Source organism: Marinobacter sp. EhC06 (assembly GCF_001650915.1).
Classification (GTDB): domain Bacteria; phylum Pseudomonadota; class Gammaproteobacteria; order Pseudomonadales; family Oleiphilaceae; genus Marinobacter.
In genome coordinates, this window is sequence record NZ_LXYO01000023.1 from 590,687 (window position 1) to 603,925 (window position 13,239).

The 13,239-nt window shown below is 59.4% G+C and carries 11 protein-coding genes and 1 riboswitch; all 11 genes read left to right on the top strand.

Annotated features, from left to right (window positions below; translation table 11 throughout):
- Positions 1-69 precede the first annotated feature (69 nt).
- The 11 genes from urtA (at position 70) to A8B84_RS12655 (ending at position 13,233) form a co-directional block, all read left to right on the top strand.
- Positions 70-1,341: an urea ABC transporter substrate-binding protein gene (gene urtA, locus A8B84_RS12605; RefSeq protein ID WP_014578807.1), complete on the top strand. Its 1,272-nt coding sequence runs from the start codon at positions 70-72 to the stop codon at positions 1,339-1,341.
- A gap of 98 nt (positions 1,342-1,439) precedes the next feature.
- Entirely contained in the window at positions 1,440-2,366 is a 927-nt protein-coding gene (urtB, locus tag A8B84_RS12610) for an urea ABC transporter permease subunit UrtB (protein WP_014578806.1), read from the top strand.
- Positions 2,367-2,375: 9 nt separating this feature from the next.
- A complete protein-coding gene (gene urtC / locus A8B84_RS12615; protein ID WP_064229506.1) occupies positions 2,376-3,584 on the top strand; it encodes an urea ABC transporter permease subunit UrtC in 1,209 nt (402 codons plus the stop codon).
- Positions 3,584-4,342, top strand: coding sequence for an urea ABC transporter ATP-binding protein UrtD (gene urtD / locus A8B84_RS12620; RefSeq protein WP_053113350.1), 759 nt, complete (start codon positions 3,584-3,586; stop codon positions 4,340-4,342). The genes urtC and urtD overlap by 1 nt, the downstream gene beginning before the upstream one ends.
- 2 nt (positions 4,343-4,344) lie before the next feature.
- Positions 4,345-5,034, top strand: coding sequence for an urea ABC transporter ATP-binding subunit UrtE (urtE, locus tag A8B84_RS12625; RefSeq protein WP_014578803.1), 690 nt, complete (start codon positions 4,345-4,347; stop codon positions 5,032-5,034).
- 14 nt (positions 5,035-5,048) lie between these two features.
- The gene (locus tag A8B84_RS12630) at positions 5,049-6,095 is read left to right on the top strand and encodes an aliphatic amidase (protein WP_014578802.1); all 1,047 of its coding nucleotides are present in this window, start codon (positions 5,049-5,051) and stop codon (positions 6,093-6,095) included.
- 15 nt (positions 6,096-6,110) lie between these two features.
- On the top strand, positions 6,111-7,154 hold the full coding sequence (locus A8B84_RS12635) for an AAA family ATPase (protein WP_064229507.1): 1,044 nt from the start codon (positions 6,111-6,113) through the stop codon (positions 7,152-7,154).
- A 101-nt stretch (positions 7,155-7,255) separates the two neighbouring features.
- Positions 7,256-8,488, top strand: a complete 1,233-nt coding sequence (gene fmdA, locus A8B84_RS12640; RefSeq protein WP_064229508.1) for a formamidase — start codon at positions 7,256-7,258, stop codon at positions 8,486-8,488.
- A 5-nt stretch (positions 8,489-8,493) separates the two neighbouring features.
- Entirely contained in the window at positions 8,494-8,847 is a 354-nt protein-coding gene (locus tag A8B84_RS12645) for an FmdB family zinc ribbon protein (protein WP_064229509.1), read from the top strand.
- 126 nt (positions 8,848-8,973) lie between these two features.
- Positions 8,974-9,182: riboswitch (cobalamin riboswitch) on the top strand.
- 195 nt (positions 9,183-9,377) lie between these two features.
- Positions 9,378-12,143 (top strand): ribonucleoside-diphosphate reductase subunit alpha, encoded by a 2,766-nt coding sequence (locus tag A8B84_RS12650; protein ID WP_064229510.1) that lies wholly within the window; start codon positions 9,378-9,380, stop codon positions 12,141-12,143.
- 31 nt (positions 12,144-12,174) lie between these two features.
- Complete coding sequence (locus A8B84_RS12655; protein WP_064229511.1) at positions 12,175-13,233, top strand: ribonucleotide-diphosphate reductase subunit beta; 1,059 nt, start codon at positions 12,175-12,177, stop codon at positions 13,231-13,233.
- Positions 13,234-13,239: the final 6 nt, after the last annotated feature.

Here is a 13,239-nt window from a genome sequence, read left to right on the forward strand (position 1 = left end):
GATTCTCGTGGGCACTGTGCTTTCGAAGGGAAGCGCGGATCCGGACTTCAAAAACTGCGAGGAATCACCATGGATACGACAGATCAAGCCGCCAACGGGCGGTCGTTCGGTAAGGGACTGGGGCTGAAAAAGAGCCTGATGACGCTGGCGGCTTCCGTCATGCTTGCGACGTCGGCACAGGCGGCAGTGCCGGCCACAGCAGAGGTCAACACGACCGGTCTGGCGGTGACGGATGACACTGTTACGGTCGGCATTCTGCACTCCATCACCGGCACAATGGCGATCAGTGAGATTGGCTCGGTTCAGGCGGAAAAGCTGGCCATTGACCAGATCAACGCCTCCGGTGGTGTCCTGGGCCGCCAGATTGAATTCGTTCAGGAAGACGGCGCCAGTGACTGGCCGACCTTCGCTGAAAAATCCCGGAAGCTACTGCGCCAGGACAACGTTGCTGCGATCTTCGGCGCCTGGACCTCGGCTTCCCGCAAGGCCGTTCTCCCGGTCATCGAGCAATACAACGGCATGCTCTATTACCCCACCTTCTACGAGGGTCTTGAGCAGTCGCCCAACGTGGTCTACACCGGCCAGGAAGCGACGCAACAGATTCTTGCCAGTATCGACTGGGCCGCAGAAACCAAGGGTGCCAAAAGCTTCTATCTGCTCGGATCGGACTACATCTGGCCCCGTACTTCGAACAAGATCGCCCGCAAGCACATCGAGGACAAGCTGGGCCTCAAGGTCTCTGGCGAAGAGTATTATCCGCTGGGCCACACCCAGTTCAACTCCGTTATCAACAAGATCAAGCTGCGCAAGCCGGACGTGATCTTTGCCTCGGTTGTCGGTGGCTCCAACGTGGCCTTCTACAAGCAGATGAAAGCGGCCGGTATCGATTTCACCGATGAGAAGCCCCTTCTGCTGACCATCTCCGTGACCGAAGACGAAATCCGCGGTATCGGCGGTGAGAACGTGGACGGCATCTACGCCTCCATGAAGTATTTCCAGAGCCTCGATAACCCCAACAACAAGGAATTTGTTGCGGCCTTCAAGGAAGCCTACGGCGATGACATGGTCATCGGTGACGTGACCCAGGCGGCGTATCTCGGCCCATGGCTGTGGAAAGCTGCGGTTGAAAAAGCCGGCTCATTCGACATCGACAAGATCCGTGAAGAGTTCGCAGGCATCGAGTTCACGAAAGCGCCAGAGGGTTACGTGCGCATCCACGAAAACCATCACCTGTGGTCCAAGACCCGCATCGGCCAGGCTCAACCTGACGGCCAGTACAAGGTTGTCTACGAGACCGAAGAACTGATGGAACCGGACCCGTTCCCGGAAGGCTACCAATAAGCCCGGACTCCTGGCGCCCCCGGGCGCCAGCATCCGTTGCCTCTGAACACGAGATTAAGGGTTTGAAGGGTAAGTTGGTCTAAAGGGGAGTAAGGGTCATGTTTGATGGCTACACCAGCAGTGAATTGATGTCGATATTTGCCATGCAGGGGTTTGCCGGGCTCTCCCTGTTTTCAGTGTTCGTACTGATGGCATTGGGCCTGGCCATCATCTTTGGTCAGATGGGGGTGATCAATATGGCACACGGGGAGTTCATGATCCTCGGCGCCTACACCACCTACCTGACATCCGGTTTTTTCCAGTCCTATCTGCCGAGCCTGTTCGGCGGCTACTTCTTCGTCGCCATGGTTCTGGCTTTCCTGATTTGTGCTGCCCTGGGGGCATTCGTTGAATGGCTCATGATACGGCGACTCTATCACCGACCACTGGATACCCTTCTGGCCACCTGGGGTCTGAGCCTGATCATGCAGCAGGCTTACCGATCCATCTTTGGCGCCCGGGAAGTGGGTGTGGACCTGCCCGAGTGGATGATGGGGGCGATCCAGGTGACTGACCTGGTGGAGCTGCCCATCAACGGTTTGTTCGTGATGATCATCGCGCTGTCCATTGCCGTGGGCGTGTATTTCCTGATGTACCGATCCGGCTATGGCAAGAAAGTGCGGGCGGTGGTTCAGAATCGCCCCATGGCTGAAGCCGTTGGTATCAACAGTGCCGGTATCGACCGAGCCACTTTTGCCCTCGGGTGTGGCATCGCTGGCGTCGCTGGTGCTGCCTTCACCATGATCGGTTCCACCGGTCCGTCCTCTGGCCAGGCTTATATCGTAGACACCTTCCTGGTGGTGGTGTTTGGCGGTGCCCAGAGCCTGATCGGCACCATTGTGTCCGCCTTCGGTATATCCCAGGCCCAGTCCACCATGGAGTTCTTCCTCAGTGGTTCCATGGCCAAGGTGCTCACCCTGCTGGTCGTCGTCGGCATCCTGATGCTGCGTCCAGAAGGACTCATGGCCCTCAAGGTCCGTCGGTAGGAGATTGTCATGAAGAGTTCATCCCCATTGAAATGGTTTGCCACCCGCGAGGGACTGTATTACGTCGCACTGGCCGTGTTGCTGGTGGTGCTTTTGCCACTGGCGCTGGACCCATTCCGCCTGAACATGGTGGGCAAGTACCTGACCTACGCCTTTGTCGCCATTGGCCTGGTGATGTGCTGGGGCAAGGCCGGCATTCTCAGCCTGGGCCAGGGTGTGTTCTTTGGCCTTGGCGGCTACTGTATGGCCATGTTCCTGAAGCTGGAGGCCTCCACTCCGGAGGCCACCGCCATCCAGTCCACCCCCGGCATCCCGGATTTCATGGACTGGAACCAGCTCACCGAGCTGCCCTGGTTCTGGGAACCGTTCCACAGCTTCTCCTTCACCCTGCTTGCGGTGATCGGTGTGCCGGTTCTGCTGGCGTTCGTTATCGGCTTCGCCATGTTTACCCGGCGGGTGGGGGGCGTGTACTTCGCCATCATCACCCAGGCTATCGCCGCAATCCTGACGATTCTGATTATCGGACAGCAGGGCTATACCGGCGGTGTGAACGGCATTACCGATCTGCAGACGCTGAACGGCTGGGACATCCGCACCGATGAAGCCCGGACCATCCTGTACTTTGTCTGTGTTGGCATGCTGTTCCTCTGCCTGTTTGTGGCGCGCCTTGTCCAGAACCGGAAGCTGGGCCGCATCCTGGTGGCCATGAACGCCCAGGAAAATCGGGTGCGTTTTTCCGGCTATGACGTTGCCGCCTTCAAGATCTTCGTGTTCTGCCTGGCAGCGGCTTTTGCCGGCGTCGGTGGTGCCATGTTCACCCTGATTGTCGGCTTCATGTCGCCGTCGTTCATCGGCATTGTCGCCTCCATCGAGATGGTCATCTTCTGTGCCCTGGGTGGTCGGTTGTCCATCCTCGGCGCGGTCTACGGTGCCTTGCTGGTGAATGCCGCCAAGAGTGGCTTTTCGGAATCCTTCCCGGAACTCTGGCCGTTTGCCATGGGTGCGTTGTTTATCGGTGTCGTACTGGCCTTCCCGAACGGTCTGGCCGGCCTGTATCAGACCTACGTCATGCCCCTGGAAGACAAGATCTTCAAGCGCAACAAGGGTGCACAGCTGGAGGCCAAGCCCGCGGAAAAAACCGCAGAGCCAAAGCCGACCGCTGAGAAGACTCCTGATTACGATCCGATGATCGATTCCTACAGCCCGGAGAAATCGTGATGAGTGCAGCCAAAAGCAAAAGTGGGGATTTCCTGCTGGCGGTCGAAGGCCTGACCGTGTCATTCGATGGCTTCAAGGCCGTGGATGACCTGTCCTTCTACCTGGATCCGAAGGAAATCCGGGTCATCATCGGCCCCAACGGTGCCGGTAAAACCACGGTTCTGGACCTGATCTGCGGCAAGACCAAGGCCACGTCCGGCTCCATCAAGTTTGACGGTAAGGAGCTTACCAAGCTCAAGGAGCACCAGATTGTTCACTCGGGTGTGGGCCGGAAGTTCCAGACCCCGTCCGTGTTCGAGGATCTGACCGTCTTTGAAAACCTTGAAGTGTCCTACCCAAAGGGACACAGCGTGATGGGCGCCCTGGGATTCAAGCGCGACGCGGAGGTCATCAATGCTGTGGAGGAGGTGGCTGAAACCATCTTCCTGACCGAGGCCCTGAATGAGCCGGCTGCATCGTTGAGCCATGGCCAGAAGCAGTGGCTGGAGATCGGCATGCTGCTGATCCAGAAACCGGACCTGCTGATGCTGGATGAGCCGGTAGCCGGGATGTCCGTCACCGAGCGCAAGAAAACCGCCGAGCTGCTGAGGGTGATTACCAGGGACCATACGGTATTGGTGATCGAGCACGACATGCAGTTTGTCGGTGATATCGCTGACCGGGTCACGGTCATGCATCAGGGCAAAGTTCTTTCCGAGGGGTCAATCGAGCACGTGAAATCGGACCCGAAAGTCATCGAAGTCTACCTGGGGCACTGATCATGCTGAGCATCAAACATCATTCGGTGGCCTACGGCCAAAGCACCATCATCGATGACCTCAACCTCGACGTGGCAAAGAACGAAATTGTCGCCGTGGTGGGGCGTAACGGCATGGGCAAGACCACGCTGATGAAATCCCTGGTGGGCATGACCCCCACGCGAGGCGGTGAAGTCAGCCTGGATGGGAACGACCTTTCCGGCCTGAAGAGCTTCCAGCGTGTGCGCGCCGGAATCGGTTTCGTGCCGCAGGGGCGGATGATCTTTCCGACACTGACGGTACGGGAGAATATCGAGACCGGCCTGGCCGCTGTTGGTGAGAAGAAGGTACCCGAGGACCTCTACGAGATGTTCCCGGTACTGAAGGAAATGCAGAACCGGCGTGGTGGCAACCTCTCTGGCGGCCAGCAACAACAGCTGGCTATTGCCCGGGCACTGGCCACCCGGCCCAAGGTGCTGCTGCTTGACGAACCCACGGAAGGTATCCAGCCCAACATCATCAAGGAAATCGCGCAGACCCTTCGGCGCATCCGGGATGAGCGGGGCCTGTCGATTGTGGTGTCGGAGCAGGTTCTGAGCTTCGTGATGGATGCGGCAGACCGGATCCTGGTGATTGAAAAGGGCGCGATTGTGCACGAAGAGAGCCGGGAAGAAGCGGATCAGGACAAGATTGCGAGCTATCTGGCGGTTTAACGAGGAGCAGATCAATGAGACACGGTGATATTTCCAGCAGCAACGATACCGTCGGCGTGGCGGTGGTGAACTACAAGATGCCGCGGCTGCATACCAAAGCCGAGGTGTTGGACAACGCCCGCAACATCGCTGACATGATCAAGGGTATGAAAGTCGGCCTGCCCGGCATGGATCTGGTGGTGTTCCCGGAATACAGCACCATGGGCATCATGTACGACAACGAGGAAATGATGGAAACCGCGGCCACCGTGCCCGGTGACGAAACGGCCATCTTCTCCGCCGCCTGTCGTGAGGCGAACACCTGGGGCGTGTTTTCGCTCACCGGAGAGCGACACGAGGATCACCCCAACAAGGCGCCGTACAACACCTTGGTTCTGATCAACAACGAGGGTGAGGTCGTCCAGAAATACCGCAAGTGTATCCCCTGGTGTCCGATCGAGGGGTGGTATCCGGGGGACACTACCTACGTCACCGAGGGTCCGAAGGGCATGAAGATCAGCCTGATCATCTGCGACGACGGCAACTATCCCGAGATCTGGCGCGATTGCGCCATGAAGGGGGCGGAGCTGATTGTTCGCTGTCAGGGCTACATGTACCCGGCCAAGGAACAGCAGGTGATGATGGCCAAGAGCATGGCCTGGGCCAACAACTGTTACGTTGCGGTGGCCAACGCCGCCGGATTTGACGGCGTGTATTCCTACTTCGGCCACTCCGCGATTATCGGCTTCGATGGCCGTACCCTCGGGGAATGCGGTGAGGAAGACATGGGCATTCAGTATGCCCAGCTGTCCGTAAGCCAGATCCGTGATGCCCGTGCGAACGATCAGTCCCAGAATCACCTGTTCAAGCTGCTGCACCGGGGCTACACCGGAGTGCATGCCTCCGGGGACGGCGACAAGGGCGTGGCCGACTGTCCGTTCGAGTTCTACCGTACCTGGGTGATGGATGCCCAGAAGGCGCAGGAAAATGTGGAGGCCATGACCCGGAAGACGGTAGGTACCGCCGAGTGCCCGGTGGGCGAGCTGCCGTTCGACGGCAAGGAAAAATCCGCAGGGGCCTAAGCCCGGGAGGCGTTCATGCCGTTTATCAACGAACGGCTGGAAGACAATCGGGAAACCATTGAAAAGAACCGGGCCGCCTCAGGCCCGGTTCGTGCTTCCCGGTTCCGCTTCGAGCCCGAGGCCGTGATGGCCAGACTGCGAGAAAATATCGTTGGCCAGGACGAGGCCCTGGCCGCCATGGAATCCATGCTGGTGCGGGTGAAAGCCGATATCGGCGAGGACAGCCGGCCGCTGGCGGTGCACCTGTTCCTGGGTCCTACTGGCGTTGGCAAAACCGAAACCGTGCGCCTCATTGCCGAAGCCATCCACGGTAATCGCGATGGCTTGTGCCGTATCGACATGAACACCCTGGCCCAGGAGCATTACGCCGCAGCCCTGACCGGTGCACCGCCGGGCTACGTGGGCAGTAAGGAAGGCCACAGCCTGTTCGATCTGGACAAGGTACAGGGCTCGTTCAGCAAACCCGGCATTGTGTTGTTTGATGAAATCGAGAAAGCCAGCAAGGAAGTGGTGCGCACGCTGCTGAACGTGCTGGACACCGGTCGGCTGGTGTTTCCCTCCGGCAACCGGGAGATCGACTTCCGCAACACCCTGATCTTCATGACCAGCAACGCCGGTGCGCTGGAGGCGGAGACGTATGAGCAGAGCTACCAGCGGGGCTGGCGTCGCTGGCTCGGTTTATCACCCGGCAACGGCGAGGCCATTCGCGATACCGCTCTGCGCCGGCACTTTGACCCGGAATTCCTCAACCGGATTGATCAGATCCTCACCTTCAACCGACTTACCGACAACTGGCTGGAAGCCCTGCTGGACATTGAGCTGGCGGGCTTCAATCGCCGGTTGTCCAAAAAGCACGCCGAGCTGTCGCTGGCGCCTGAGCTGCGAGAAGAGCTGTGCCGTGGCTACGACGCTCGCTATGGCGCCCGGGAACTGCTGCGGGCTTTTCGCCAGCGGCTGGAACCCGCCGTTGCCCGGGCGTTGCTGGCGTATCCGGACTGTCGCCGGTTTGAAGCTAGCCTGCAGGGCAGGAAGGTCACGGTGCACCAATACGTCGAATGACGTAGGCACCGGGGGCATTTCGCGAATACCTCACAGGGACGGGATTTCGGATAGTAAAGCCGTTACCTAATCGTGCAAGCCAACACCAAGGAGCGCCCGTTATGGCTGAAACCATTATCAAGATCGATCTGAACAAGTCGGCCTATGAGAACGACAAAATCCACAACCGCTGGCACCCGGATGTTCCGCTGGTGGCTACCGTCAAGCCGGGCGACGATTTCATCGTTGAGTGCTATGACTGGACCGGCGGCCAGATCAAGAACGACGACAGCGCCGACGACGTGCGCGATGTTGATCTCAGCCAGGTTCACTTCCTGTCGGGACCGATCGGGGTCGAGGGCGCAGAGCCGGGCGACCTGCTGGAAGTCGACATCCTCGACATCGGCACTTTCGAAGAGAGCCAGTGGGGCTTTAACGGGTTCTTCTCCAAGCAGAACGGCGGTGGCTTCCTGACCGAACACTTCCCGGAGGCCCAGAAATCCATCTGGGACTTCAACGGCATGTTCACCAAATCCCGGCACATTCCCAATGTGGAATTTGCCGGCCTGATTCACCCGGGCCTGATCGGCTGCCTGCCCTCCAAAGAATTGCTGGACACCTGGAACAAGCGTGAGGCCGGACTGGTCGCGACCGATCCGGAGCGTGTGCCGGAACTGGCAACACTGCCCAATGGTGAGACCGCCCACATGGGCCAGATGACCGGTGACGCGGCCAAGGCTGCCGGCGCCGAAGCCGCCCGTACCGTGCCGCCACGGGAACACGGTGGCAACTGTGACATCAAGGATCTGTCCCGTGGCTCCAAGGTGTATTTCCCGGTGTACGTGGACGGTGCCGGCCTCTCCGTAGGCGACCTTCACTTCAGCCAGGGCGACGGTGAGATCACCTTCTGTGGCGCCATCGAAATGGCCGGCTGGATTCACCTGCGGGTAAACCTGATCAAGGACGGCGTGAAGAAGTACGGCATCAAGAATCCGGTGTTCAAGCCCAGCCCGATCAAGCCCCGTTACGACGACTATGTGATCTTCGAAGGCATCTCCGTAGACGAAGACGGCGGCCAGCATTACCTGGACGTGCACGTGGCTTATCGTCAGGCGTGCCTGAACGCCATCGAATACATGACCAAGTTCGGTTATACCAAGGCCCAGGCCTACGCGATTCTGGGTTGTGCGCCGGTGGAAGGCCACATTAGCGGCGTGGTGGATATCCCGAACGCCTGCGCCACGCTCTGGTTGCCGACGGGCATCTTCGACTTCGACATTAACCCGTCCGCCGATGGTCCGCAGAAGAAAGTCAGCGGGGGCATGGACGTACCGCTGTCGAAAGATAAGGAGTAATCGCCATGCCCGTGTATGACTACAAGTGCCGTGAACATGGCCTCTTTCACACACTGGCCACCATGGAGGATGCGGCCAAGCCGGCGCAATGCCCCACCTGCAAGGCCATGTCGCCGCGGGTGATCGTGTTGCCATCCCACATTGCCGCCATGGACCCGGCCCAAAGGGCGGCCGAGGACCGGAACGAACGGTCCCGGCATGAGCCGGTGTTTTCCACCGCAGACCGAAGGGCGAATGATAAGGAGCACAGTCGCGCCTGCGGCTGTGGCTCCCCGAAACCCGGCAAGTCCATGCTGTTCTACACCGCCGACGGAAAGAAGATGTTTCCCTCCATGCGGCCCTGGATGATCAGCCACTGATTGGCTGAGTTGAAACTGTCACGTGTTTGGCCCCCTCTCCGGGGCCTTTTTTATTGCTTCAGGTTGTCCCTTCCGAATATCGTGTATATAGTGTTTCTATCCTTGGTCAAATACCAGATGTAGTGATCAGTGCGTAACCAACTCGGTCAACGTGTGATCATCTCAGCCATTCTGGTATCGGGAATCCGGTGAGACTCCGGAACTGACGCGCAGCGGTATTGGGGAACAAGCGTGGCATCGAGACACTGGTGAAAGCCGGGAAGTCGCCACACGAGGCCGAATCGAACGATTCACGCCCCTGAGTCCGAAGACCTGCCAGGGAGACAACTGCACCTTCGCGTTTTAAGGTGAGCAGACCGGATTCAGGCCAGACGTGTAGGTCGGATTAGCGAAGCGTAATCCGACACCCCTGTCTGCGCCAGGCCGCTTTTGTCGGATTACGCATGCGCTAATCCGACCTACGGTGGCACTCCGATTCTCTGCCTACGCGATGGTGAAAGGATTTCAACGCGTATTCAGGAGAACACAGCATGTCCGCCTCAGCCCTGGCCGAACCCCGGCCAACCTCGCACACCGATACCGAATCCCTTCAGGTCATCAAACGCAACGGCACTCTCGTGGGCTTCGACCCCTCGAAGATCAGCATCGCCGTAACCAAAGCGTTCCTCGCTGTTGAGGGCGACACCTCCGCCGGCTCCGCCCGTATCAATGACGCGGTACACCGGGTGACCGACCAGGTTATCCAGGCGATTGGCCGTCGCCTGAAGGCCGGCGGCAAGGTGCATATCGAAGACATCCAGGATCAGGTGGAACTGGCCCTGATGCGGGCCGAAGAACAGAAGGTGGCCCGCGCTTACGTTTTGTATCGGGAAGAGCATGCCCGCGAGCGCGCCCGCCATGCCCCGGTTGAGGCGCACCCCCATCTGACGGTGAAAAAGACCAGTGGCGAGATTGCTCCGCTGGATCTGGGCCTGATGAAACTGCAGGTGGAGCAGGCCGCCACAGGGCTGGAGGGCATCGACGGTGATTCCCTGGTGGACGATGCCCTGACCAACCTTTACGACGGCATCGCCGAGGAAGACGTGCTGTCGGCCTTGATCATGACGGCCCGCAGCCGGATTGAGCGGGAGCCGGACTACAGCGCGGTCACTGCACGCCTGCTCCTGGAGCAGCTTCGCCTGGAGAATGCCGCTGCCCTTGGCCTGCCCATCAGTCTGCCCTTGGCGGAGATTTATCCACAGGCCTTGAGTGCCTTTATCGAGGCAGGTATTCGTTATGAACTGCTGGACGAGGCCCTTGCCGCTTTCGATCTTGAGCGTCTTGGGGCTGCGCTGAAGCCAGAGCGTGACCTGCAATTCGGCTTCCTGGGCCTGCAAACCCTGTACGACCGGTACTTCCTGCACTGGAACAAGGCCCGCCTTGAGCTGCCCCAGGTATTCTTCATGCGCGTCGCCATGGGCCTGGCCCTGCGCGAAGACGACCCGAATGCCCGCGCCATCGAGTTCTACAATCTGCTGTCGTCGTTTGACTACATGGCCTCCACACCTACGTTGTTTAACAGCGGTACCCGGCATTCCCAGTTGTCCTCCTGTTACCTGACCACCGTTGGCGACGATCTGGAAGACATCTACGGCGCCATCCGCGATAACGCCATGCTGTCGAAATGGGCTGGCGGCCTGGGCAACGACTGGACCCCGGTACGGGCACTCGGCTCCCACATCAAGGGCACCAACGGCCAGAGCCAGGGCGTGGTGCCGTTCCTGAAAGTGGTGAACGACACCGCCGTGGCCGTGAACCAAGGCGGCAAGCGTAAGGGCGCGGTGTGTGCCTACCTGGAAAGCTGGCACCTGGATATTGAGGAATTCCTGGAACTGCGCAAGAACACCGGTGACGAACGCCGACGCACCCACGACATGAACACCGCCAATTGGGTGCCCGACCTGCTGATCGAACGCATGCGCGAAGACCGGGACTGGACCCTGTTCTCCCCCAGCGATGCGCCGGATCTGCACGACCTGTACGGCAACGCCTTCCGTGAACGCTACGAGCATTACGAAGCCCTCGCAGAGCAGGGCAAAATCAAGCTGTTCAAGAAAATCCCGGCCAAGCAGCTCTGGCGCAAGATGCTCACCGTGCTGTTCGAAACCGGCCACCCCTGGATCACCTTCAAGGACCCGTGCAACCTGCGTTCTCCCCAGCAGCACCGGGGCGTTGTGCACAGCTCCAACCTGTGCACGGAAATCACCCTGAACACCAGTGCCGACGAGATCGCTGTATGCAACCTCGGTTCCGTGAACCTGGCGGCCCACATTGCCAACGGCGAGCTGGACGTGCAGCGCCTGGAAAAAACGGTGAACACCGCCGTGCGCATGCTCGATAACGTTATCGACATCAACTACTACGCCGTGCCCCAGGCCCGCAATTCCAACCTGAAGCATCGCCCGGTAGGTCTCGGCCTCATGGGTTTCCAGGACGCGCTCTATCAATTGGGCCTGCCGTATTCCAGCCCGGAAGCGGTTGAGTTTGCCGACGTTGCCATGGAGCAACTCAGCTACTTCGCCATCCGCGCCTCGGCTTCGCTGGCGGGTGAGCGAGGCGCCTATGAGAGCTATGAGGGCTCACTCTGGCAGCAGGGCACCTTGCCGATCGACTCCATCCAACTGTTGAAGGAAAACCGCAGGGAAGGGGACCTGTCTGTGAACACCAACGCCCGACTGGACTGGTCTCCCGTACGCGAACTGATCGCAAAAAACGGCATGCGCAACAGCAACGTGATGGCCATCGCGCCCACGGCCACCATCTCCAACATCGTGGGCGTGTCCCAGTCCATCGAACCGGCATACCAGAACCTGTTCGTGAAATCGAACCTCTCCGGCGAGTTCACCGTGGTCAATCCCTCGCTGGTAAGGGATCTCAAGGCAGAAGGCCTATGGGACAACGTGATGGTGAACGACCTCAAATACTTCGACGGTTCCGTGCAACAGATCGACCGCATCCCGGCGGTACTGAAAGCCCGCTACGCCACTGCCTTCGAGATCGATGCGAGGTGGTTGGTGGAAGCCGCTGCCCGCCGCCAGAAATGGCTCGACCAGGCCCAGAGCCTCAACCTGTACATGGCCGAGCCCAGTGGCAAAAAGCTGGATGCCCTGTACCAGCTGGCCTGGGAACGTGGGCTGAAAACTACCTACTACCTGCGCTCTCTGGGTGCCACCGGCGCTGAAAAAACCGCCCCGGTTGCCGCTCCCCAGCCACAGGTATGCAGCATCGACGATCCGGACTGCGAAGCCTGTCAGTAACTGCTCACTTAACGATTTCGAGGCAAAAACCATGCTTGATTGGGACGACGAACCAAAAACTGAATCCAAGGCGGCGCATCCCGGCGCCCCGGCCCCGGTGAATGTGGACGACAAACGCGTCATCAACGGCGAGACCGACATCAACCAGCTGGCGCCGTTCAAGTACCCCTGGGCCTGGGAGTACTTCATGAACGCCAACAAAAACCACTGGACCCCTCTGGACGTGAACATGGCCCAGGACGTCCATGACTACCATCACCGGCTGACCGCACCGGAAAAGCACGTCTACGAGAACGTGCTGGCCTACCTCACCACCTCCGACATCCTCGCCATGCGCAACATCGGCCTGGCTGTGATGGAAAAGATGAGCGCGCCGGAGCTGCAGATCTACCAGGCCCGCCAGGTGTACGAAGAGGCCATGCACACCTGGGCCTACCAGCACTGCATCGAAACCCTCAACCTGGACCAGAGCGAGATCTACAACCGCTACCGGGTGGTACCGGAGATCAACGGCAAGATCCAGATTGCCAATCGCCGGCTGGATGCGGCCATGCGCCCGAATATGAACCTGCGTAACAAGGACGACCTGCAGGAATTCATCATGTCCTATCTGTTCTTTGCGGCGGTGTTCGAAGGCACCTGGTTCTACAACGGCTTCAGCCCCATTTTCGCCCTGCAGCGCCGGGGTCTGATGCGCGGCACTGGCGAGCAGCTGCAGTACATCCTGCGGGACGAGGCCATGCACTTCTCATTCGGCCTGAAAGTGGTCAACCAGATCGTGGAAGAGGAGAACATCACGTTCGATCCGAAGGCCGTGCGTGAGATGTGGGACGAATCCGAAGCCGCCGAGAGGGCCTATGCGGACTACATCCTGCGGGATCCGATACTCGGTTACTCCGCGGAATATCACAGCGAGCAGTTTCGCTTCGTGGCCAATCGTCGTGCCCGCACCGTCGGCCTCGAAGAGCCGTTTCCGGGTGCGAAGAACGTGTCGCCCTGGCTAGATGAGCAGGCCACCTTGCGCAAGGAGAAGAACTTCTTTGAGACGCGGGTGATCGAGTACCAGACCGGGGCTCAGTTGGAGTGGTGAGGGCTT

What these genes read in the sequence shown, in the direction of transcription:
- fmdA (WP_064229508.1), top strand. Translation starts at nt 7,256, where the DNA reads ATGGCTGAAACCATTATCAAGATCGATCTGAACAAGTCGGCCTATGAG.
- urtB (WP_014578806.1), top strand. Translation starts at nt 1,440, where the DNA reads ATGTTTGATGGCTACACCAGCAGTGAATTGATGTCGATATTTGCCATG.
- urtA (WP_014578807.1), top strand. Translation starts at nt 70, where the DNA reads ATGGATACGACAGATCAAGCCGCCAACGGGCGGTCGTTCGGTAAGGGA.
- urtC (WP_064229506.1), top strand. Translation starts at nt 2,376, where the DNA reads ATGAAGAGTTCATCCCCATTGAAATGGTTTGCCACCCGCGAGGGACTG.
- A8B84_RS12650 (WP_064229510.1), top strand. Translation starts at nt 9,378, where the DNA reads ATGTCCGCCTCAGCCCTGGCCGAACCCCGGCCAACCTCGCACACCGAT.
- urtD (WP_053113350.1), top strand. Translation starts at nt 3,584, where the DNA reads ATGAGTGCAGCCAAAAGCAAAAGTGGGGATTTCCTGCTGGCGGTCGAA.
- A8B84_RS12655 (WP_064229511.1), top strand. Translation starts at nt 12,175, where the DNA reads ATGCTTGATTGGGACGACGAACCAAAAACTGAATCCAAGGCGGCGCAT.
- A8B84_RS12630 (WP_014578802.1), top strand. Translation starts at nt 5,049, where the DNA reads ATGAGACACGGTGATATTTCCAGCAGCAACGATACCGTCGGCGTGGCG.
- A8B84_RS12635 (WP_064229507.1), top strand. Translation starts at nt 6,111, where the DNA reads ATGCCGTTTATCAACGAACGGCTGGAAGACAATCGGGAAACCATTGAA.
- A8B84_RS12645 (WP_064229509.1), top strand. Translation starts at nt 8,494, where the DNA reads ATGCCCGTGTATGACTACAAGTGCCGTGAACATGGCCTCTTTCACACA.
- urtE (WP_014578803.1), top strand. Translation starts at nt 4,345, where the DNA reads ATGCTGAGCATCAAACATCATTCGGTGGCCTACGGCCAAAGCACCATC.